Origin of the sequence: Streptomyces albireticuli, from assembly GCF_021228125.1 — a bacterium.
In the GTDB taxonomy this organism is placed as follows: domain Bacteria; phylum Actinomycetota; class Actinomycetes; order Streptomycetales; family Streptomycetaceae; genus Streptomyces; species Streptomyces albireticuli.
The window spans coordinates 125,005-145,860 of sequence record NZ_JAJQQS010000016.1 but is presented as its reverse complement, the minus strand read 5'-3'; the positions used below and the strand labels follow the sequence as shown (position 1 = coordinate 145,860).

The 20,856-nt window shown below is 72.4% G+C and carries 15 protein-coding genes; 10 read left to right on the top strand and 5 right to left on the bottom strand.

The genetic code is table 11. From position 1 onward, the window contains the following. Positions 1 to 36: 36 nt before the first annotated feature. Genes LUZ64_RS26270 through LUZ64_RS26260 form a run of 3 tightly spaced genes read right to left on the bottom strand, consistent with a single transcriptional unit; the run spans position 37 to position 3,717 of the window. Positions 37 to 1,416, bottom strand: a complete 1,380-nt coding sequence (locus tag LUZ64_RS26270; protein ID WP_095579251.1) for a sensor histidine kinase — start codon at positions 1,414 to 1,416, stop codon at positions 37 to 39. After that, on the bottom strand, positions 1,416 to 2,114 hold the full coding sequence (locus LUZ64_RS26265; RefSeq protein ID WP_095579250.1) for a response regulator transcription factor: 699 nt from the start codon (positions 2,112 to 2,114) through the stop codon (positions 1,416 to 1,418). The genes LUZ64_RS26270 and LUZ64_RS26265 overlap by 1 nt, the downstream gene beginning before the upstream one ends. A gap of 55 nt (positions 2,115 to 2,169) precedes the next feature. Further along, positions 2,170 to 3,717, bottom strand: a complete 1,548-nt coding sequence (locus LUZ64_RS26260; protein ID WP_095579249.1) for an alpha/beta fold hydrolase — start codon at positions 3,715 to 3,717, stop codon at positions 2,170 to 2,172. A gap of 392 nt (positions 3,718 to 4,109) precedes the next feature. Between LUZ64_RS26260 and LUZ64_RS26255 the strand changes: the two genes are divergently transcribed. Next, on the top strand, positions 4,110 to 4,592 hold the full coding sequence (locus LUZ64_RS26255) for a hypothetical protein (protein ID WP_232398860.1): 483 nt from the start codon (positions 4,110 to 4,112) through the stop codon (positions 4,590 to 4,592). Between the two features lie 161 nt (positions 4,593 to 4,753). Further along, positions 4,754 to 5,422, top strand: a complete 669-nt coding sequence (locus LUZ64_RS26250; protein ID WP_232398858.1) for a hypothetical protein — start codon at positions 4,754 to 4,756, stop codon at positions 5,420 to 5,422. Between the two features lie 121 nt (positions 5,423 to 5,543). Here the strand turns inward: LUZ64_RS26250 and LUZ64_RS26245 are convergent, their stop codons facing one another. Continuing rightward, the gene (locus tag LUZ64_RS26245) at positions 5,544 to 6,275 is read right to left on the bottom strand and encodes an SOS response-associated peptidase (RefSeq protein WP_095583119.1); all 732 of its coding nucleotides are present in this window, start codon (positions 6,273 to 6,275) and stop codon (positions 5,544 to 5,546) included. 182 nt (positions 6,276 to 6,457) lie between these two features. Here LUZ64_RS26245 and LUZ64_RS26240 point away from each other — a divergent pair, with 182 nt between their 5' ends. After that, positions 6,458 to 7,684 (top strand): GDSL-type esterase/lipase family protein, encoded by a 1,227-nt coding sequence (locus LUZ64_RS26240; protein WP_095583120.1) that lies wholly within the window; start codon positions 6,458 to 6,460, stop codon positions 7,682 to 7,684. Positions 7,685 to 8,120: 436 nt separating this feature from the next. Here the strand turns inward: LUZ64_RS26240 and LUZ64_RS26235 are convergent, their stop codons facing one another. Further along, positions 8,121 to 8,738 carry a LuxR C-terminal-related transcriptional regulator gene (locus tag LUZ64_RS26235; protein WP_267897197.1) on the bottom strand — a complete coding sequence of 206 codons (618 nt, stop codon included), beginning with the start codon at positions 8,736 to 8,738 and terminating at the stop codon, positions 8,121 to 8,123. A 680-nt stretch (positions 8,739 to 9,418) separates the two neighbouring features. Between LUZ64_RS26235 and LUZ64_RS26230 the strand changes: the two genes are divergently transcribed. The 7 genes from LUZ64_RS26230 (at position 9,419) to LUZ64_RS26200 (ending at position 20,766) form a co-directional block, all read left to right on the top strand. Continuing rightward, positions 9,419 to 10,795 (top strand): glycosyltransferase, encoded by a 1,377-nt coding sequence (locus tag LUZ64_RS26230; RefSeq protein ID WP_095583122.1) that lies wholly within the window; start codon positions 9,419 to 9,421, stop codon positions 10,793 to 10,795. A 47-nt stretch (positions 10,796 to 10,842) separates the two neighbouring features. After that, on the top strand, positions 10,843 to 11,901 hold the full coding sequence (locus tag LUZ64_RS26225; RefSeq protein ID WP_095583123.1) for a DegT/DnrJ/EryC1/StrS family aminotransferase: 1,059 nt from the start codon (positions 10,843 to 10,845) through the stop codon (positions 11,899 to 11,901). Positions 11,902 to 11,932: 31 nt separating this feature from the next. Further along, positions 11,933 to 13,111 (top strand): cytochrome P450, encoded by a 1,179-nt coding sequence (locus LUZ64_RS26220; RefSeq protein ID WP_095583124.1) that lies wholly within the window; start codon positions 11,933 to 11,935, stop codon positions 13,109 to 13,111. Positions 13,112 to 13,186: 75 nt separating this feature from the next. Then, positions 13,187 to 13,378, top strand: a complete 192-nt coding sequence (locus LUZ64_RS26215; RefSeq protein ID WP_095583125.1) for a ferredoxin — start codon at positions 13,187 to 13,189, stop codon at positions 13,376 to 13,378. A 66-nt stretch (positions 13,379 to 13,444) separates the two neighbouring features. Then, the gene (locus LUZ64_RS26210) at positions 13,445 to 18,607 is read left to right on the top strand and encodes a type I polyketide synthase (RefSeq protein WP_232398856.1); all 5,163 of its coding nucleotides are present in this window, start codon (positions 13,445 to 13,447) and stop codon (positions 18,605 to 18,607) included. 208 nt (positions 18,608 to 18,815) lie between these two features. Then, positions 18,816 to 19,799, top strand: coding sequence for an ATP-binding cassette domain-containing protein (locus LUZ64_RS26205; protein WP_232398854.1), 984 nt, complete (start codon positions 18,816 to 18,818; stop codon positions 19,797 to 19,799). 109 nt (positions 19,800 to 19,908) lie between these two features. Continuing rightward, the gene (locus LUZ64_RS26200) at positions 19,909 to 20,766 is read left to right on the top strand and encodes an ABC transporter permease (RefSeq protein ID WP_095581681.1); all 858 of its coding nucleotides are present in this window, start codon (positions 19,909 to 19,911) and stop codon (positions 20,764 to 20,766) included. Positions 20,767 to 20,856 lie beyond the last annotated feature (90 nt).

Sequence of the window (20,856 nt, the reverse complement as noted above, 5' to 3'; positions counted from 1 at the left end):
CCGGACGGGGCGGGCCGGTCCGGGGGCGCCTCCGGTTCAGGGCGTCCTCGGGTAGCGCTTCCGTGCGGCCGGCCGCTCCGGCCCGTCCTGGCCGTGGAGCGGGAGGTCGAAGCCGACCTCCGCGCCGCCGCCGTCCGCCGTGGTGGCGAAGACGGTTCCCGCGTCGGCCGCGATGATGTCGTGCACGATGGCCAGACCGAGGCCGGAGCCGGGTGTCGCCTGGGTCCGGGGGCCGCGGTAGAAGCGGTCGAAGACGGCGTGCCGCTCACCGGGCGCGATCCCCGGCCCCTGGTCCCTCACGGCCAGTCCGCCGCCTCCGACCCGCACGACGACCGGGGTGCCCTCGGGGCTGAACTTCACCGCGTTGCTCAGCAGGTTGTCGACGCACCGCTGGAGCGCGCGCGGCCGGGCGAGCACGGGCGATGGTGGGTTCGTGTCGTCTTCGACGACGAGGACGACACGACCGGTCCGCAGGCGGCAGCGCCGCGCGCCGTCCTCCGCGGCGGCGGCCAGGTGGACGGCCTCGGGCTCCTCCTCCGTACGGCGGTCGGTGGCCAGCTCGACGAGCTCGCGCACCAGGTCGTCGAGAGCGGCGGTCTCGGTGACCAGGGTGGTGAGGATCTGCTCCTCGTCCTCGGGGGCGAGCCTGCCGCGCGCCCGCTGGAGCAGCTCGGCGCTCCCGCGCACGGAGGTGAGCGGTGTCCGCAGTTCGTGGCCGGCGTCCTGGACCAGTTGCTGCTGCTGGGCGCGGGAGCGGCGCAGCGCGGCGAGCATGTGCCCGAAGCTGTGCGTCAGCTGGCCGATCTCGTCGGATCCGGCGGGCGGCAGCGGTGTGGTGAGGTCCTGTGTGGTGGTGATGCGCCGGGTGGCGGCGACCAGCCGGCGCACGGGCCGCAGGATCCGCCCCAGGGCGAGCCAGCCGAGGAGCGCGGCGAAGGCGACGGCGGCCGCGGTGGTCCAGGCGATCCGCCACAGGGACCGGTCGTCGACGCGCGCGGCGCCCCCGTAGCTCTGGCCGACCATGACGGCCCCGCCGCCGGGCAGGGGCCTGGTCAGGGTGCCGTACTCGGTGCCCGAGACGACGACGTCCGCGCGGCTCTCCCCCTTCCCCGTCCGGGCCACGCGCAGCGCGTCCGGCCGGACCGGCAGGGTGTCGCGGCCGGGTGCCAGCGGCCTCACCTCGCCTCGCTCGGACACGACCTGCTCGATCGTGTCCGGCCGGGTGGGCGGGGTCAGACCGGCGTCGAGGAGGGTGGCGACGGTGTGCGTACGGTCGTCGAGGCCCCGCTCGAGCTCGTCGGCGACCAGGTCGCTGACGCCCCGGTACGACAGGAAGGCGGCGAGGGAGATGGCGAGCGCGGCGGCCGCGGCGACGACGACGGTGGCCTTCGTACGGAGCGTCGGGGTGCGGAGCATCAGACGGGCCGGATCGTGTAGCCGACGTTGCGGACGGTGTGGATCAGACGGGGCTCGCCGGCCTGCTCGGTCTTCTGGCGCAGGTAGCCGATGTAGACGTCCAGGGAGCGGGAGGTGGTGTCGAAGTCGAAGCCCCAGATGCGCTCGTACATCTGCGAGCGGCCGAGGACCACGCCGACGTGGCGCAGCAGCAGTTCCAGCACGTCGAACTCGGTCTTCGTCAGGTCCAGCGGCCGTTCCCCGCGGGACACCCGCCGGGACGCGGGGTCCAGGGTGAGGTCGGCGGCCGTCAGGGCCCCGCTGCCGTCGGGCAGCTCGGTGCGCCGCAGCAGCGCGCGTACGCGGGCGAAGAGTTCCTCGGTCGCGAACGGCTTGGCCAGGTAGTCGTCGGCGCCCGCGTCGAGCCCCGCGACCCGGTCGCCGACCTCGTGCCGGGCCGTCAGGACCAGGACGGGCAGCCGGTCGCCGCGCCGGCGCAGCATGCGGCACAGGCCGAGGCCGTCGAGGCCCGGCATGACCACGTCCACCACGGCCAGGTCGGGCCGCTCCCGTTCCAGGAGGCCGAGGGCCTCCAGGCCGTCGGAGGCCGTCAGCACCCGGTAGCCCTCGAAGCGCAGCAACTGGTCCAGGGTGCTGCGCACGCCCGGGTCGTCCTCGACGACCAGCACCGTCCGGCGGTGTCCCGTTTCATCGGTCATGTGATCATCTTCGTCGCGGGCGGAAGGCGGCGGAAGGGGTCACGGCACCGGCCCGTCAGCCGCGTACGGGGGTGACGGTGATCGGCGGGAGGGCACGCAGGCAGGAGGTGTCGCCCGGCTCGCCGGTGCGGAGGAAGTGCGTGGAGACTCCGGTGACGCAGCGGCTCCGCTCCAGCTCGGGCACGTGCCCCATGTTGCGGACCGAGAGGAACCGGCTGTCGCGGAACTGCGCGGCGGCCTTCTTCCCGCTCGCGTCAGGGGTGTTGGCGTCGAGGTCGCCGGAGAGCACGAGGACCGGGACGTCGGGCAGCGCGGGCTTCGTGGGCTGCGGGCCGGGGGTGTTCTCCCGCGGCCAGCCGATGCAGACGTCGCCGGCGTCCGTGGTGCCCTCGGTGAAGCCCTTGGCGCTGAACGCCCCGTGCTCACCGGGCCGTACGGCGGCCAGCGCCGCGTCGTACTGGCGCCACCGGGCGGACCGTGACGCGTCCTTCGACCATGCCTTACGGTAGTCGTTGCAGGTGACGGCGATGTACGGCGCCTGGTCCACCGTGCTGCCCGTCCTCCCCTCCTCCTGGACCAGTTTCCGCAGCGGCGCGGAGTCGCCCTTCACGAAGCGATCGAGTACGTGGGGCAGCCGACCGAGCGGCGAGGGCTCGTCCGGTTCGAAACCGACTTGGCTGCTGGCCGCCTCGAACGCCAGGTTGGCGAGCTTGTCCTCGGTGAACCGCTTCTTGTAGACGCCGTGATCGGTGGTGATCGGCACCGTCATGGGCTCTGCGCGCAGCCGCGCGGCCGTGGTGGCGAGGTCCTTCACGGCCTGCTCGCCGTCGCAGGCGACGGGGACGCTGCGCGCGCACACCCGGCGCAGGCTCAGCGAGACCGCCTGGGCGCTGGGCCGGGCCAGCGGGTCGAGGGCGAGGGGGAAGGCGCCGGACAGCACGATGTTGCGTACGTGCTCGGGGTGGCGGGAGGCGTACACCGGCATCAGGTACGTGCCGTAGGACAGCCCGTACAGGCTGAGCTTCTGTACGCCGAGGTGCGCGCGGATCGCGTCGATGTCGTCGGCGGTGGCCACCGAGGTGTATCCGGCGGCCTTGGGCCCGAGGTTCTTCCCGCACCGTTCGACCGCGGCCCGCTGCCGCGCCCGTGTGCCGAAGCGGTACTCGGCGTCGGTGACCCCGCACGGGACCGGCTCCGACGCCCCGGTGCCGCGCGGGTCGACGAGCAGCAGGTCGTGGTCCTTAAGCAGCCCCTCCAGACCCCAGGCGAACGCCTCGGCCTTGTCGATCGAGGTCTCGCCCGGGCCGCCCGGATTGACGGCGACGGTGCCCTTGGCGGGACCGGGCGCGCTGTGGCGTACCACCGCGTAACTCACCTCGACCTCGCCGAGCTCCGGCTTCCCCACGACGAGCGGGCGGTCCAGCCCGCCGCAGTCGACCTGGTGCCCGTCCACCGCCGGGCACCAGGCGGGTGCCACCGCGGTGGTGGGACCGCTCGCGGGCGAGGGGGAGGCGGTGGCGGTCGCCGTCGGCAGCGCCGAGGCCATCACCGCCGTCATGCTCACAGCCAGCCCCGCTCGCCGCACCGTGCTCTTGTACGTCATCGCCGTCTCCTCTGCCTCGGGTTCCCCGGACTTCCCGGTTCCGCGGTCGTTCGCAGCTGTTCTTCAGGTGCGGGCACCACGTTGCCCGGCGTACTTCGCGGGCACGGCAGAGCGACGGCAGGAACGTGTAAGAAACCGGAGCGGTGCCCCGGCGGCCGTCCGGCGGTGGATCCGCCGGCCCCGCGCCCTTTCCGGCCACCGTCCCCCACTCGTCCTCACCCGCCCGAGGGGTGAAGGTGTCCCCCACATATCGTCGGAACACCGGACGCGGACCCGTCGTGGGCCACGCGGTGACCGGTTCACGGGGAGGGGCACGGCGGCCGGAGTTAGAATTTCCGGGTGTCCCGGCGGACGGCCGCGGTGGGTTCCATCTCCGTGGGGAAGGACAACGGATGAGCAGTACCGAGTCGGCGCGCGAAGAGGTCGACAGGCCTCTGCTGCTGCAACTGGAGCGGCGGCTGAGACAGCTGATCGAGACGCTCTATCCCGACGAGCGCACCCGCCCGGGCTACGCCCGGCTGGCCAAGGAGATCCGCGAGAACACCGGCGGCGCCATCTCCGCCACGTATCTATGGGAGCTGGCCACCGGCAAGAAGCGCAATGTGACGCTGGAGCAGCTCGACATCCTCGCCCAGTTCTTCGGCGTCCCGCTGGAGTACTTCCTCAGCGACGAGGTCTGCGAACGCGTCAACACCCAGCTCGCCCTCGCCACCGCACTGCGCGACACCAAGATCCGCAACCTCGCGCTGCGCGCGGAAGGGCTCTCCTCGGCCAGCCTCGACGCCCTCCTCACCATGGTCACCGAAGCCCGAAAACTACAGAACCTCTCGCACGTGGACGACCCGGACCACACCACCCGCCACGTCGGGGAGTAGCGCACGGGGCGGGGCCTCGGTCCGGGGGCCGGGCCCGCCGTCCGCGGGGCCGGCCGCCGCCGGGCCACGGGCAGGCGGGCCGGCACGGGGGAAGAGGTCCACGGTCGACGCACGGGGGTGCACGGTCGTTTCTTCCCTCCACGGCAGGCTATGGGAGACACATGATTACCAAGTACACCCAACTGCACCGGCGCTGCCAGGCCGTGCTGGACCAGCTGACGCTACCGCGCCCCTTCTCCATCGACGCCCTCTGCCGGGAACTCTCCCGCACCCGCGACCGCCCCCTCCACCTCCACGCCCTGCCCGACCAGGCCGCCGACGGCAACATCTGCGGACTCTGGCTCGCCACCCCCACCGACGACCACATCTTCTACGAACAACGCACCACACAAGTCCACCAAGAACACATCATCCTCCACGAGATCGGACACATGCTCTTCGACCACCACGGAATCCGCCCCACCACCCCACCACCCGGCATCCTCACAAGCGGAGGCGCCTTCGCCTTTCCGGGCGCGAGGAGGCGGGCCGGCGCGAAGGCGAGAGACGACGCCACCGCCGTCACCGGGACGGAGCCGGAGGCCGGCGGGGGTGGTACGGCGGTCGGTGAGAACGCCGGCGTCCAGGCGCTGCTGCCCGACCTCAGCCCCCAGCTCATCCAAAGACTCCTCGGCCGCGCCAGCTACACCACCCGCCAGGAACAAGAAGCCGAGATGCTCGCCACCCTCCTCCGCCTCCGCGCCTCCACCCTCCCCGAGACCGGCACACCCCGGGACGTCCTGGGACGCCTGGGCGCCGCCCTGGGGACACCGGTCACCGACACCCGCTGACCCGGGGCGGGCGGCCGACGTCACGGGGGCGTCAGGGGCCGCGCCGAAGTGATCCCGCCCGCTCGGGGTCACGGCCCGGGGTCCGCGCGTGGCACCGGTCGCCGCCGGCGGGGCGGCGGGATCAGGACGGGGCGTCCAGAAGCCTGGGGCCGTTGTTGCGGACGTTGTTGACCGCGTCGTTCACCTCGCGCACGTCGAGGTGGCCTTCGGCCGGGGTGGCCAGGAGGGCGCGGAGTTCGCCGGGGTCCTGGCGCGTGGGGTCGAGCCAGGCTCCGTAGTCGGCCCGGGGGACGGCCAGGGGCATGCGGGGGTGGACGCGGCCGGCGGCGTCGGTGGCCTCGGTGGTGAGGACGGTGCAGGTGGTGCGCCACGCCGCCGGGTCGTCGTCCCCGGTCACCGCGGGGTCCCGCCAGAACTCGTACAGCCCCGCCATCGCCATGACCCGGCCGTCCGCGGGGCTGATGAAATACGGCCGCTTACGGGCCTTCGTCGTGGCGGTCGCCCGGGCGGTCCGCCACTCGTAGAAGCCGTCCGCCGGGAGCAGACAGCGGCGCTTGGCGAAGGCCCGGCGGTAGGCCGGCTTCTCGTGCACCGTCTCCGCCCTGGCGTTGATCATCTTCGCGCCGGCGTCCGGGTTCTTCGCCCATGACGGCACCAGGCCCCACCGCACCGCTCTCAGCTGCCGTTCCAGCACGCCGCTCGTCCGGTCGGGCCGTTCCAGCACCGCCCACACCTCGTCGGTCGGGGCGACGTTCCAGCTCGGTTCCAGGAGGTGTTCCGGGTTCCAGCGGGTGACCTCGAACAGCCCGACCAGGTCCTGCGGACTGTGGGTGGCAACGTATCGGCCGCACATGGTCCCCACTCTGCCCGTCTCCGCTCCCCGACGCCCGTAAGCCGCGCGGCCCGTACCCCGGGGCGGCCACGCCGATCGGCGGACGGCGGCCGGGCGGCCCGCCCGGGCCGTCGGCACCAGGAGTGAGCGCCGTCACCGGAAAATGGTGTGCGGATCAGGTATGCGGTTGACAGGCTGGGATCATGAATTCTCCGCACGGCCCCGTCCCCGGCGCCTCCGCCGCTCCCCCGGGAACGGACACCACTCTCGTCACTCCCCTCACCCCCGGTCTCCTGCGCGGCGCGCTCGACCTGGAGCGCACCGCGCACGGGCTCCTGCCGCACCGGCTGCCCGCCCGGGCCCGCGCGCAGTGTGCCGACGGGCAGCTGGCCATGGCGGAGGCCCAGCCCTCCGGTGTGCGACTGGTGTTCCGCACCCGGGCCACCGCCGTCGAGCTGGACACGCTCCGCACGAAGACGGCCTACGTGGGTGCCCCGCCCCGCCCTGACGGCGTGTACGACCTGCTGGTCGACGGCCGCCTGGCCGGGCGGGCGAGTGTGACCGGTGGCAACGTCCGGACGGTGGACATGACCACCGGGTCGGTGGAGGAGAGGCCCGGCCCGGTCGGCACCGTCCGGTTCGCGGGTCTGCCCGAGGGCGTGAAGGACGTCGAGATCTGGCTGCCGCACAACGAGATCACCCAGCTGGTCGAGCTGCGCTCCGACGCTCCCGTCGAGGCCGTTCCCGACAGCGGCCGCAGGGTGTGGCTCCACCACGGCAGTTCCATCAGCCACGGCTCCGACGCCGCGAGCCCCAGCACGACCTGGCCCGCGCTGGCGGCGGCCCTCGGCGGCGCGGAGCTGATCAATCTGGGGTTCGGCGGCAGCGCCCTGCTGGACCCGTTCACCGCGCGCGCCATGCGCGACACCCCGGCGGACCTGATCAGCGTCAAGATCGGCATCAACCTGGTCAACGTCGATCTGATGCGCCTGCGCGCCTTCGGTCCGGCGGTGCACGGCTTCCTCGACACCGTCCGCGACGGGCACCCGCACACACCGCTGCTGGTCGTCTCCCCCATCCTGTGTCCCATCCACGAGGACACCCCGGGCCCCAGCGCCCCGGACTTCAGCCGGCTCGACGAGGGAAGGCTTGGGTTCAAGGCCGCGGGTGACCCCGCGGAGCGGGCCGCGGGGAAGCTGACGCTCAACGTCATCCGGGACGAGCTCGCGCGCATCGTCGCGCGGCGCGCGGCCGACGATCCGAACCTGTACTACGTCGACGGCCGTGAGCTCTACGGCGAGGCGGACTTCGCCGAACTGCCGCTGCCCGACCAGCTGCACCCGGACGCCGCCGCACACCGCCGCATCGGCGAACGCTTCGCCGCCCGGGCCTTCGGCCCCGGAGGCGCCTTCGCCGTCCAGGGCGGCTGACGCCCCCGCTCCTCGTCCGGCCCCGCACGGCGGGGCGAGCCGGTCGTCCGTGACGACGGACGTTTCGAGGAGATTCCCGCACACTTCCCGGGGGCCGGCCCGGGCTCGCACGGGGTTCGCGCCGTCATTGCCCTGACGGCCGAACTCATCCGTGACACCTGCGGTCACGCCGTACCGTTCATGGCGTGAGAAACCGGTCGCGACCTGCGTGCGCGAGCGGTTCGAGCGGGAGGACGACGCCTCCCCGGCGTGCCGCTCCGAGAAAGAACGCGCTACTCCGAGAAGAAGGAGCGCGTCGCCGCGCGCATCGACGGCCTGCCCGGGCTGCCGCCTGCCCTGCCGCCGCGCGGCTCCTGACGGGCCTCTCCCCGAGGCCCTTGCGGACGGACTTCGCCCGGGCGCGCCCCGCCACCGCACAACGGGACCTCCGGAGCGCTCACTTCACGAAGTCCTCGACGACCTTGGGCGGCCAGGTTCCCACCGTGAGCACGCCCATGGAGTAGGCGCGGGAGACCAGCGCGGCCCGGTTGGGGACCTTCAGCTTCCGCAGCAGGCAGGTCACGTGGTACTCGACGCCCTGCCGGCTGAGGTAGAGACGCGAGGCCAGCGGGATGGTGGAGACGCCGGCGGCGATGCCCTCGAGGATGCGCGCGTCCATCTCGGAGAGGATCTTCTTCCGGTTGGTGACCACACGCGCGCCTTCCGTGTTCCGGGTCGTGGGCATCATCACCAGGATCGCCGTCGTGTCGGGGAGGCCGCCGCGCACCGCGACCGCGGTGAGGGGGACGCTGAACGCCGCCTCCTCCCCCGGACCGACGGCGATGACGGGAGCGACGAAGCGCTCGTGCCTGCCTTCGAGCAGGTGGGAGAACTGGCGCATGAGCGGCTGCTGGACGCTCGGGTGCACCACATCACGGATGCTGCGGCCGCATATCTCTTCGGACGAGCCGTTGAACTGGCGGAAGAACTCCTGGTTCGCCTGCTGGATGGTGAGGGCCCTGTCGAGGCTCGCCATGCACAGGCCCTGCTGATCGGGCTGCTGGCGCGCGGTCACGCCTCCTGTCTGCCCTAACGGGGTGTCATGAGCGGAGGTCCGGGCCGAATCCATGGGCGCGGGGGCTGATTTCAGCAAGAGCTTGGACCCTTTCGTGGCACTTCACGTGGGAGGTGAAACTAATTGGAAGACTAGTTACCTACAAGCCCGGTGGGCAACGACGCCCTGGGCGATTCGCCTAATTCTGCGGTTCCGGTGTTCGGTTCCACAGCTACGCGACTACGGTTGGTTCGGTACGGGTAACGCCTTAAAATTGCCCGAGTTTGACAGCATAGGCGCGGCAAATTTTCACTCTCCGCATGCGCGGCATCACGCAACCTGCAACGGTCGACACCGCGGCAACCGAACAGTCGGACACTCCGCTACGCCGATCACTACGACCCCGGAACACCCCGCGCGTAACACTCAATTCATCGCGGCAATACGCGCGGATGAGAAAATCCCGCCCCCGGTTCCAGGGCTCGATAAGAATTCGCCAAACTCTTGCGGCATGCGGAATCCCGGGCCTGACCGCCGGTATGCGCCACCCTCGGAGGGCGGTAACCGGCCAGGCGGGGCCGGGGCGGGGCGGAGTCTAAGGATTTCCCGGCGCCCGGCGTGAGATCAAAGATGGGTGCGGCCAGCCGACCCGCACGGGGGCATGCCCGCCAGGCCCCGTACGCCACCGTGAAAGGGATTCCATGGACTCCGCCCGACGGCCGATCCTCTTCGTCAGCCTTCCGGAGAGCGGCCTGCTCAATCCGCTGCTCGTGCTGGCGGGCGAGCTCTCCCGCCAAGGGGTCGAGGACCTGTGGTTCGCCACCGACGAGCCGCGCCGCGACGAGATCAAGCGGATCGCGGAGGGATCCCCGGTGGAGTTCGCCTCCCTGGGCGAGGTCATCTCCGAACTGTCGGCCGTGACATGGGACGACGAGGTCTACCGCGAGGTCACCCAGTCCTCACGCTTCAAGGCCCACCGGGCGGTCGTCCGGCACTCCTACCGGCCCGACGCGCACACGGCGAAGCTCCGTCGTCTCGAGGCCGTCGTGGACGAGGTCCGCCCCGCGCTGATGGTCATCGACTGTATGAGTTCCTTCGCCATCGAGCTGGCCACCTCCCGGAAGATCCCGTACGTGCTGAGCGTGCCGTTCGTGGCCAGCAACGTGCTGACGGCGTACACCCCCTTCGGCAAGGGCTACACCCCGTGGACCTTCCCCGTCCCCCACACCGGCCTGTCGGCCAGGATGACGCTCAAGGAGCGCGTCATCAACGAGCTGTTCAAGGTGCGGAACGTCGCGATGTTCCTCAACCCCGAGATGGGCAAGGTCCTGGCCGAGGACGCCCGGCGGCGCAAGGCGCTCGAACTCCCGCCGCCCGGTCCGATGGGGAGGATCGAGCAGGCCGAGCTGGTCCTGTGCAACTCGATCGCCGAGCTGGACTACCCCTTCGACATCCCGGAGAAGATGCGGCTGGTCGGCGCGATGGTGCCGCCCCTGCCCGAGGCCCCGGACGACGTGGAGCTCTCGGGCTGGCTGGACGCCCAGTCGTCGGTCGTCTACGCGGGGTTCGGGACGATCACCAGGCTGACCCGGGGCCAGGTCGCGAACATGGTGGAGGTCGCCCGCCGGCTCCAGGGCCGGAACCAGGTGCTGTGGAAGCTCCCGAAGGAACAGCAGCACCTCCTGCCGCCGAAGGAGCAGCTGCCGGACAACCTGCGCATCGAGAGCTGGGTCCCCTCCCAGCACGATGTCCTCGCCCACCCGAACGTGAAGGTCTTCTTCACCCACGGCGGCGGCAACGGCTTCAACGAAGGCGTGTACTTCGGCAAGCCGCTCGTGGTGCGCCCGCTGTGGGTGGACTGCTTCGACCAGGCCGTGCGCGGCCGGGACTTCGGCATCAGCCTGACCCTCGACCGGCCCCAGGACTTCGATGTCGACGACGCCGTCGACAAGCTCCAGCGGGTGCTGAACAACCCCTCCTTCCGGGAGAAAGCGGAGCGGCTCGGTGCCCTGCAGCGCGCGGCGGGCGGCCGCGAGTCCGCCGCCGATCTGATCCTCGGCCTCCCGGCCCTGGCCTAGCGGAAGCCGAGACACCGAGACCCCCGTACGAGGAGAAGAAGAGAACGATGTCGTTCAAGTACCCCGTGTCCAGGCCCGCCCTGGACGGCAAAGAGCTCGAATACCTCACCGCGACCGTCGAGGACGGCTGGATCTCGTCCCAGGGCCCGATGGTCCAGCGCTTCGAGCGCGCCTTCGCGGACTACAACGGAGTCGCCCACGGCGTGGCTTGTTCCTCCGGGACGGCCGCCCTCACCCTGGCCCTGCGGGCCCTGGGCGTCGGCCCGGGCGACGAGGTGATCGTCCCCGAGTTCACCATGGTCGCCTCCGCGTGGGCGGTCACCTACACCGGGGCCACGCCCGTCTTCGTCGACTGCGGTGACGACCTGAACATCGACGTCACCCGCATCGAGGAGAAGATCACGCCGCGGACGAAGGCGATCATGCCCGTCCACATCTACGGGCGGCGCTGCGACATGGACGCGATCATGGACCTCGCGTACCAGTACAACCTGCGCGTGGTGGAGGACTCCGCCGAGGCCCACGGTGTCCGCCCGGTCGGGGACATCGCCTGCTTCTCGCTCTTCGCCAACAAGATCATCACTTCCGGCGAGGGCGGCGTCTGCCTGACCGACGACCCCAGGCTCGCCGGGCAGCTCGCGCACCTGCGCGCGATGGCCTTCACCAAGGAACACAACTTCCTGCACAAGAAGCTCGCCTACAACTACCGGATGACGGCCATGCAGGCCTCCGTCGCCCTGGCGCAGACCGAGCGGCTGGACGAGATCCTCGAAGCGCGCCGCGCGATCGAGAAGCGCTACGACGAGGGTCTCGCGGACGTCCCCGGCATCACGCTGATGCCGCCCCGGGACGTGCTGTGGATGTACGACCTGCGGGCCGAACGCCGCGAGGAACTGCGGGCGTTCCTGGCCGACGCGTCCATCGAGACCCGGCTCTTCTTCAAGCCGATGAGCCGCCAGCCCCTGTACCTCCACCCCGACTGGCCCTCGCTCAAGGCGAACGTCTTCGCCGAGGACGGGCTGTACCTGCCCACACACACCGGGCTGACCGCCGCCGACCAGGACTTCGTGATCGGCAAGGTCCGCGCGTTCTACGGCGTGAGCTGACCGACCCGCCCGAAGAGGGGATATCCGCAACATGACGCTCTCCGACCCCTTGGTGGTCGACTTTCCGCTGCGCAAGCCCGGCGTGCCCTTCCCGCCACCGGGCTACACCGACTACCGCGAGCACGAGGGGCTGGTGCTCTCCCACCTGCCCAACGGCGACCGGGTCTGGCTGGTCACCCGGCACGAGGACGTACGCGCCGTGCTGACCGATCCGAAGATCAGCTCCAACCCCGAGCACAAGGGCTTCCCCAACGTGGGAGTGAGCCTGGGAGTGCCCAAACAGGACCAGATCCCGGGCTGGTTCGTGGGGATGGACTCCCCGGAGCACGACCGGTTCCGCAAGGCGCTCATCCCCGAGTTCACCGTCCGGCGCGTCCGGGCGATGCGGCCGGCGATCGAGGAGACGGTGGACCGCTGCCTCGACGCCCTGCTGGCCTCGGGCGACTCCGGTGACCTCATCGCCGACTTCGCGCTGCCCATCCCCTCCCTGGTGATCTCGTCGCTGCTCGGCGTGCCGCCCGGCGACCGTGACTTCTTCGAGTCCCGGACGCGCACCCTGATCTCCATCCGCTCCTCCACCGAGGAGCAGCGGACGGCCGCCGCCAAGGATCTGCTGCGCTATGTCAACCGTCTGGTGTCCATCAAGGAGAAGTGGCGCGGCGACGACCTGATCAGCCGGCTGCTGGCCTCCGGTTCGATCGCCCCCCACGAGCTGCCCGGCGTGCTGATGCTGCTGCTCATCGCCGGTCACGAGACCACGGCGAACAACATCGGGCTCGGCGTGGTCACTCTTCTGACGAATCCTCAGTGGATCGGTGACGACCGGGCCGTGGAGGAGACGCTGCGCTTCCACTCGGTCGCCGACCTGGTGTCGCTGCGGGTGGCGGTCGAGGACGTGGAGATCGCCGGCCAGCTCGTCAAGGCGGGCGAGGGCATCGTGCCCCTGGTCGCCGCGGCCAACCACGACGAGAACGCCTTCGAGTGCCCCCACATGTTCGACCCCTCCCGGTCCGCCCGCCACCACGTGGCCTTCGGCTACGGCGTGCACCAGTGCCTGGGGCAGAACCTGGTGCGGATCGAGATGGAGATCGCTTACCGGAAGCTCTTCGAACGCATCCCCACGCTCGAACTCGCCGTGCCCGTCGACGGCCTGGCCGTCAAGACCGACGGCGTGCTGTACGGCCTGCACGAGCTGCCGGTCCGCTGGTAGCAGACCCCCCACCCATCCGCCGGGCGTGCCGATCGGCCGCCCGGCGGGCCTGATCACACAGGAGAGACACCGAACATGCGTATCACCGTTGACGCCGACCGCTGCGTGGGGGCGGGCCAGTGCGTGCTGTCCGCGCCGGAGGTCTTCGACCAGGACGAGGACGGGCTGGTCACCCTCCTCATGGCCCCGGGCACCGAGGAGGAGGCGAAGGCCCGGCTGGCGAGCGGCCTCTGCCCGTCCCGGGCGATCACCGTGCACGAGGACTGACGCACGCCCCGGGTGATCCGCCGGCCGCGTCCCCCAACCGACGAAAGCGCTTGAGTTCCTGGAGTGATGGTGTCCGTCCACACAGATGACTACGCGATAGACCCGCCCGCCGACACGGCCGGTGTACTGGGAGGCTTCACGCTCCCCGAGGTTTTCGAAGCCGCCGCGGCGGCCTCCCCCGACGCGGTGGCCGTCGTCGACCGGGACCGCTCCTGGACCTGGCGGCAGTGGCGGGCGGAGGTCGACGCGCTGGCGCGCGGTCTGCAGGAGTCGGGCGTCACACCGGGCGACGTGGTGGCGGTGCGGCTGCCGAACTGCTGGGAGTTCGAGACCCTGCACCTGGCCGTCGCGGCCGTCGGAGCCGTGCTGCTGCCCGTGCACCAGGGCACCTCGGACACCGACACCCTGGCCCTGCTGGCCCGGGCGGAACCTGTCGTCCTCGTCCTGTCGGCCGCCGGGAGCGAGGACGCGGAAGCGGCCCGCCCGTTCCTCCGGGACGTGGCGTCGCTACGGTCCGTACTGGTCGCCGGGGCCTTCGGGACGGCGGCCGGGGAACCGGGGATCACCCCGCTCGACGGGCTCTTGGCGACCTGGGCGGGCTGCGCGCCCCGGCCGGTGGACGTCACCCCCGAGATGCCCCTCGTGCTCGTCCCCTCGTCCGGTACCACCTCGGCGCGGCCCAAGCTCTGCGTGCACAGCCACGACGGTCTGCTGTCGAACACCGCGGCGGTCGCCGCCGAGGGCTCCGACGCCTTCCGCCGCCCGGTCCTCACGGCCTGCCCCCTGACCCACCTGTTCGGCCTGCAGTCCATGCACACGGCACTGTTCGCCGCGTGCGGCCAGGTCCTGCTCACCGGCTGGGACCCGGACAGGTTCCTGGAACTGGCGCGGCGCCACGATCCGGGCGTCGTCTTCGCCGTGCCGGCCCAGCTCCACGACCTCGTCGCCCGGCTCGCCGCGCCGGACGGTGCGGCGGGCTTCCGGCCGCACGAGGTGCGTACGGCCGGGGCCCCCGTTCCGCCCGCGCTCGCCGGGGACGTCGAGGCCGCCCTCGGCTGCGGCCTGGCCGTGGTGTGGGGGATGTCCGAGGCCGGCACCGGCACGTTCAGCCGCGTCGGCGACCCCGTCGGCAGCGTGGGCCGGCCGGTGAACGGCTCCCGGGTGCGCGTCGTCGACGAGCACGGCGCGGAGTGCCCGGCGGGAGACACCGGTGAGCTGCAGTTCCGCGGCCCCGGCCTGTTCCGCGGCTACTTCCGCGAACCGGAGCTGACGCGCTCCGCACTCACCGAGGACGGCTGGCTGCGCACCGGCGACCTCGCGGTCCTCGGCGCCGACGGCCTGGTGTTCCTCCACGGCCGGGCGACCGAGCTGATCAACGTGAGCGGCCGGAAGTTCAGCGCCACCGAGGTGCAGGGCCTGCTCGCGGGCCTCACCGGGCTGGGCCCGCTGGCCGTGGTCGGCACCCCGGACACCCGGCTCGGCGAGTGCCCGTGCCTGGTGGTGACCGACCGCGCGGATCCCGCGATCGGCCTGACCGAGGTGACCGCCTTCCTGCACGGGCTGGGCGTCGCCGACCACAAGATCCCGCTTGAGCTGGTCAGCGTGCGCGCGCTCCCCCTGACCCCCGCCGGGAAGCTCGACCGCCGGGCGCTGGAACGGCTCCTGGCCGGGAACGAGGCCGCGCCCGCCCCGGTCCGCCCCGGCGCGGCCCCGCCCCGCTCGACCGAAGAGGCGCTGGAGCTCGTGCGCGTCTGCGTCGGCAGGTTGCTGGGGCGCGGGGACACCGCCGGCCTCTTCTCCCCCGACGCCGACTTCCGCCGCCTCGGCCTCGACTCCCTCCGCACGGTCCGGCTGCGCAATCTGCTGCGGGAGGAGACCGGGCTGCCCCTCCCTACCACCCTGGCCTTCGACTTCCCCACCCCGCTGGCCGTCGCCCGTGCGCTCACCGGGCAGGAGGAGACGGGCGGGGACGCCGCCCAGACGGCCGGAGCGGACTCCGCCGAACCCGTGGCGATCATCGGCATGGCGTGCCGCCTGCCGGGCGGCGTCGACACCCCCCAGGCCCTGTGGGACCTGCTCGCCGAGGGCTCCGACACGATGTCGGAATTCCCCACCGACCGCGGCTGGGACCTCGGCCGGCTCTTCGACGAGGACCCCGACCGCCCCGGCACCACCTACGCGCGCGAAGGCGGTTTCCTGCACGACGCGGGCCACTTCGACGCGGGGTTCTTCGGCCTCTCCGACCGGGAGGCCACGGCGACCGACCCGCAGCAGCGGCTGCTCCTCGAAGCGGCCTGGGAGACCTTCGAACGGGCGGGCATCGACCCGACGAGCCTGAAGGGAACCCGCACCGGTGTGTTCACCGGCGCCACGCACCGCGACTACGCCGCCGGCCTCTCCGTCGCCCAGGGCGAGCTGGAAGGCATGCTCTGCACCGGCACCGCCGGAAGCGCGATCTCCGGGCGCATCGCGTACACCTACGGGCTGGAGGGCCCGGCCCTGACGGTGGACACCGCCTCCTCGTCCTCCCTCGTCGCCCTGCACCTGGCCTGCCGTTCCCTGCGGTCGGGCGAGTCCGCCCTCGCGCTGGCCGGCGGCGTCACCGTCATGGCCTCCCCGGCCCCCTTCGTCCACTCCTCCCGGCTGCGCGCGCTGTCCCCCGGCTCCCGCGCCAGGGCCTACGCGGACGGCGCGGACGGCTCCGCCTGGTCCGAGGGCGCGGGACTGCTCCTGCTGGAACGGCTCAGCGACGCCCGCCGCAACGGACACCGCGTCCTGGCGCTCGTACGCGGCTCCGCCGTGAACCAGGACGGCGCCTCCAACGGGCTCACCGCGCCCAGCGGCCCCTCGCAGCAGCGCGTCATCCGCCAGGCCCTGGCCGACGCCCGGCTGACTCCCCAGGACATCGACGCCGTGGAGGGCCACGGCACCGGCACGCCGCTCGGCGACCCCGTCGAGGCCCAGGCCCTGCTGGCCACCTACGGCAGGGAACGCCCCGAGGGACGGCCCCTGTGGCTGGGCTCGGTGAAGTCGAACATCGGGCACACCCAGGCGGCCGCCGGCGTCGTCGGGGTCATCAAGACGGTGCTGGCGATGCGGCACGGCGTGCTGCCCCGGACCCTGCACGTGGACGCCCCGACGTCCCGGGTGGACTGGTCGGCCGGTTCGGTGCGGCTGCTGGACGAGGCCCGGCCCTGGCCCCGGACGGACGGACGGGCGCGCCGGGCCGGGGTGTCCTCGTTCGGGCTCACCGGCACCAACGCCCACGCGATCCTGGAGGAGGCGCCGGCCGAGGAGGACTCCGAAGCCGGCCCCACCGGAACCCCGGAGGCGGCCACCGGGCCGGCGGCGCCCTGGATCCTGTCCGCCCGCAGCCAGGCGGCGCTCCGCGTCCAGGCGCAGCGGCTGGCCGAACGCGGGCAGGCCCGCCTCGGGCTGACCGCGCAGGACATCGCCTACTCGCTGGCCACCACGCGCCCCCTGCACCGGCACCGGGCCGTCATCAGCGGTCCCGGGCGGGCGGAACTGCTGTCCGCCGCGGAGGAGTTCGGGGAAGGCAAGCGGGCGTCCGGGGTGAGCGTCGAGCACTCCGTGCCGGGCGGTCTCGCGTTCGTCTTCCCCGGGGGCGGCTGCCAGCGGCTCGGTATGGGGCGCGAGGCGGCCGAGGCGTTCCCCGTCTTCGCGGCCGCGCTGCACGAGGTGTGCGCCGTCGTGGACACCATGCTGGACCGGCCGCTCACCTCGGTGATGTGGGCGGACCCGGAATCCGAGGAAGCCGCCCTCATCGACGAGAACAGGTACGCGCAGCCGGCCCTGTTCGCCCTCCAGGTCGCCCTGTACCGGCTCTTCGAGTCCTGGGGCGTGGTCCCGGACCGGGTGGCGGGGCACTCGGCCGGCGAGACGGCCGCCGTTCACGTGGCGGGCGGCCTCGACCTCAAGGACGCGTGCACCGTGGTGGTGACCCGGGGCGTGCTGATGGACTCGCTGCCGCCCGACGGGGTCATGGTGGCGGTCCGCGTCTCGGAGAGCGAAGTGGCTCCGCTGCTCGCCGAGTCGCCGGGGCCCGTGGCGATCGCCTCCGTGAACGGCCCGCGGTCCCTCGTGCTCGCGGGCGCCGAGGAACCGCTGACCGCGCTCACGGACCGGCTCAACGCCGCCGGCCACAAAACCCGGCGGGTCGCGGTGAACGGTGCCGCGCACTCCCCGCTCATGGATCCCGTACTGGAGGAGTTCGGCGCCGTCGCCCGTACCCTCTCCTACTCCACGCCCGCCATCCCGGTGGTCTCGACCCTCACCGGCCGGCACCTGACCCCCGAGGACGCCCACGATCCCGACCACTGGGTGCGGCACCTGCGGGAGAGCGTGCGGTTCACGGACGCGGTCGACCGGCTCCGGAACGACCGGATCACCGGGTTCCTGGAGCTGGGCCCCCAGCCGGTCCTCACTCCGCTGATCGACGAGTGCCTGGAGGCCGCCGACCCCGGCTACGGGGCCGCCCTCGTGCCGGCCCTCAACGCCGGGGAGAGCGAGCGGCAGGCTCTGCTCACGGCGGTCGCCCGGATGCACGCCCATGGCGTTCCCGTCGACTGGCGGGCGGTGCTGCCCGACGCCCGGCCGGTTCCCCTGCCGACGTACCCCTTCCAGCGCCGGCGGTTCTGGCTGGCGTCCGACCAGGCGGGCCGGACGGACGAGGTGACGGGCGAGGTGACGGCCGAGGTGGCGGCGGACGGCGGGCCGCCGGAGCTGGCCGCCCGGCTGGCCGGCCTCGGCGCGGCCGAACAGGACGCGCTGATCCTCTCCCTGGTCCTCGCCGAGATCTCCGCGGTGCTCGGTGACGAGGCGGGGGTCGACGAGAGCGGCCAGGCGTTCAAGCTGATGGGCGTCACCTCGGTGAGCGCGGTGGAACTGCGCAACCGGATCCACGCCGTCACGGGGGTACGGCTGCCGGCCACCCTCGTGTACGACCACCCCACGCCGGAGGCCGTCGTCCGGCTCATCCGCGAGCGGCTCCGCCCGCCGGCCGACGACCTGCCCGCGCGCGACGTGGCCTCCGTCGTCGCCGAGCTGGAGTCCCTGCTCGCCTCCGGCGCGGAGGTGTCCGGGGAGACGGTGGCGCGGCTCAAGGCGCTGGCCGCCGGCCGCGCCGCCGAGACGCCCTCGAACGGCGCGCTCGACCTGACGTCGGCCAGCGACGACGAACTGTTCCGCCTGATGGACGAGGTCGGGTGACCGGCGCGGGTGAGGGGGCCCGCGGGCCCCCTCACCCGCCCGAGGGCCGGCGACGCCGGCCCCGCACCACAGCTGGGCGAGCCCCGGGATCCTTCGTGTACGGCCAGTGGCTCGGCACACCCCCTCGCGCGGGGCTCGCAGTCGATACCCCCGCCGCCGGAACCCTTCCCGCGCGGCACTCGGAACACTCATCTGCGGGAGAACAGCCATGAGCGGGCTCGCCCTGCCCACCGCCGCCCGGACCGCCGGGGACATCATGATCGAGGCGGCCGACGTCAGCAAGACGTTCGGTTCGCTACGCGCACTGGACTCGGTGAGCGTCTCCGCGCGCCGGGGAACCGTACTCGCCCTGCTCGGCCACAACGGCGCGGGCAAGACCACCCTCGTCAACGTCCTCACCGCGGCTCTGCCCCCGACCTCGGGGCGGGCCGCGGTCGCCGGTTTCGACGTCGTGCGCGATCCGCGCGAGGTGCGTAAACGGGTGGGCCTGACCGGCCAGTTCGCCTCGGTCGACCCCCAGCTCACCGGGCGGGAGAACCTCGTACTGCTGGCCCGTCTGCTCGGCGCGGACCCTCGCTCGGCCCGGGCCAGGGCCGATGAGCTGCTGGAGCTGTTCGGCCTCCAGAAGTTCGCCACCCGCCGGCCGGGCACCTACTCCGGCGGGCTGCGCAGGCGCCTCGACCTGGCCGCGTCCCTGGTCGGCCACCCCGACGTCATCTTCCTCGACGAGCCGACGACCGGTCTGGACCCGTCGAGCCGGCTGAACCTCTGGGAGATCGTCGAGGGTCTCGTCGCCGAGGGCACCACGGTCCTGCTCACGACGCAGTACCTCGACGAGGCGGACCGCCTCGCGGACTCCATCACCGTCCTCTCCGCCGGCGCGGTCATCGCGAGCGGCACCTCCGAGGAGCTCAAGTCCACGGTGGGACGGCGCACGGTGACGGTGACCCCGGACGCCGCGGCCGACCCCGCGGTGGCCTGCGACGCCGTGCGGCGGGCGGGCCTGGAGCCGGTGATGGACCACGAGAACGGCACCATCGTCATCGTCATCGAGGCCTCGAAGGACGTCGCGGTCGTGATCAGGGCCCTGGACCAGGTGGGCATCGAGGCCGCGGAGCTCTCCTTCGGGGAGCCGACCCTCGACGACGTCTATCTCACCCTGGCCGCCGGGACCGCCCGGCCCTCCTCATGAGCCGCACTGGTCCCGCGGCCGTCCGGCCGGCACACACCGCCCCGGCGGCGCACACCACTCCCGTGAACCGCTCACGTACCTCGCACATCCCGCAGATCGTGGAGACCCTATGACCACACAACTCATCGGAACACCCGACACCGCGCCGCCGACCCCGGATTCCACCACGGGGTCGGCGGCCGCATGGGGCGGCGGCAGCTCGATGTTCACCCAGATCCGGGTGCTCACCGGCCGGTCCCTGCGTGCCCTGGTGACCGATCCCGGCGTGATCCTCTTCGGCCTGTTCCAACCAGTGATCATCCTGTTCATCCTGACCCAGGTCTTCAGCGGGATGGGCAAGTCCGCCCACTTCCCCCAGGGGATCAGCTATCTCGACTTCGTGATGCCGGCCATCCTGGTGGACAACGCGGTGCAGTCCGCGACCCAGTCCGGGATCGGCGTGGTGGACGACCTCAAGAACGGCATGGTCGCCCGGCTGCGCTGCATGCCCGTCCACCCCAGCTCGCTGCTGATCGCCCGTAGCCTGGCGAACCTGGTCCGCGCCGCGATCCAGATCGTGATCGTCCTCGTGCTGGCCGTCACCGTGCTCGGCTATTCTCCCCAGGGCGGCCCCGAGAAGCTCCTCGCCTCGGCCGGACTGGCTCTCTTCATCACCTGGACCCTGGGGTGGGCCTTCATCGCCGCGGCCACCTGGCTGCGGCGTGCGGAGCCCATGCAGAACCTCGCCGTCATCGCGATCCTCCCCCTGATGTTCGCGTCGAGCGCCTACGTCCCGGTCGACGACCTGCCGGCGTGGCTGAGCGCGGTCGCCCAGGCCAATCCGCTGACGTACGCGATCGACGCGACGCGCGCCCTCGCGCTGGACACGCCCGGCACCGGCTCCGCCCTGATCGCCGTGGTCATCAGCGGCGTCATCGCCGTCGTGGGCGGTGTGCTCGCCGTCGTCGGCTTCCGCCGCCCGCTCTGAGGCGGCTGATCCCCTCTCCGATCTCTTCCCGCACGACGAAGCGGCCCGCACCGGGAACATCCGGTGCGGGCCGCTTCGTCGTGCCTGTCG

Excerpts from the sequence above, each read along its gene's own strand:
- LUZ64_RS26245 (WP_095583119.1), bottom strand. The coding sequence starts at position 6,275 with ATGTGCGGCCGATACGTTGCCACCCACAGTCCGCAGGACCTGGTCGGG.
- LUZ64_RS26265 (WP_095579250.1), bottom strand. The coding sequence starts at position 2,114 with ATGACCGATGAAACGGGACACCGCCGGACGGTGCTGGTCGTCGAGGAC.
- LUZ64_RS26230 (WP_095583122.1), top strand. The coding sequence starts at position 9,419 with ATGGACTCCGCCCGACGGCCGATCCTCTTCGTCAGCCTTCCGGAGAGC.
- LUZ64_RS26220 (WP_095583124.1), top strand. The coding sequence starts at position 11,933 with ATGACGCTCTCCGACCCCTTGGTGGTCGACTTTCCGCTGCGCAAGCCC.
- LUZ64_RS26205 (WP_232398854.1), top strand. The coding sequence starts at position 18,816 with ATGAGCGGGCTCGCCCTGCCCACCGCCGCCCGGACCGCCGGGGACATC.
- LUZ64_RS26250 (WP_232398858.1), top strand. The coding sequence starts at position 4,754 with ATGATTACCAAGTACACCCAACTGCACCGGCGCTGCCAGGCCGTGCTG.
- LUZ64_RS26260 (WP_095579249.1), bottom strand. The coding sequence starts at position 3,717 with ATGACGTACAAGAGCACGGTGCGGCGAGCGGGGCTGGCTGTGAGCATG.
- LUZ64_RS26270 (WP_095579251.1), bottom strand. The coding sequence starts at position 1,416 with ATGCTCCGCACCCCGACGCTCCGTACGAAGGCCACCGTCGTCGTCGCC.
- LUZ64_RS26215 (WP_095583125.1), top strand. The coding sequence starts at position 13,187 with ATGCGTATCACCGTTGACGCCGACCGCTGCGTGGGGGCGGGCCAGTGC.
- LUZ64_RS26255 (WP_232398860.1), top strand. The coding sequence starts at position 4,110 with ATGAGCAGTACCGAGTCGGCGCGCGAAGAGGTCGACAGGCCTCTGCTG.
- LUZ64_RS26225 (WP_095583123.1), top strand. The coding sequence starts at position 10,843 with ATGTCGTTCAAGTACCCCGTGTCCAGGCCCGCCCTGGACGGCAAAGAG.
- LUZ64_RS26200 (WP_095581681.1), top strand. The coding sequence starts at position 19,909 with ATGACCACACAACTCATCGGAACACCCGACACCGCGCCGCCGACCCCG.
- LUZ64_RS26240 (WP_095583120.1), top strand. The coding sequence starts at position 6,458 with ATGAATTCTCCGCACGGCCCCGTCCCCGGCGCCTCCGCCGCTCCCCCG.
- LUZ64_RS26210 (WP_232398856.1), top strand. The coding sequence starts at position 13,445 with ATGGTGTCCGTCCACACAGATGACTACGCGATAGACCCGCCCGCCGAC.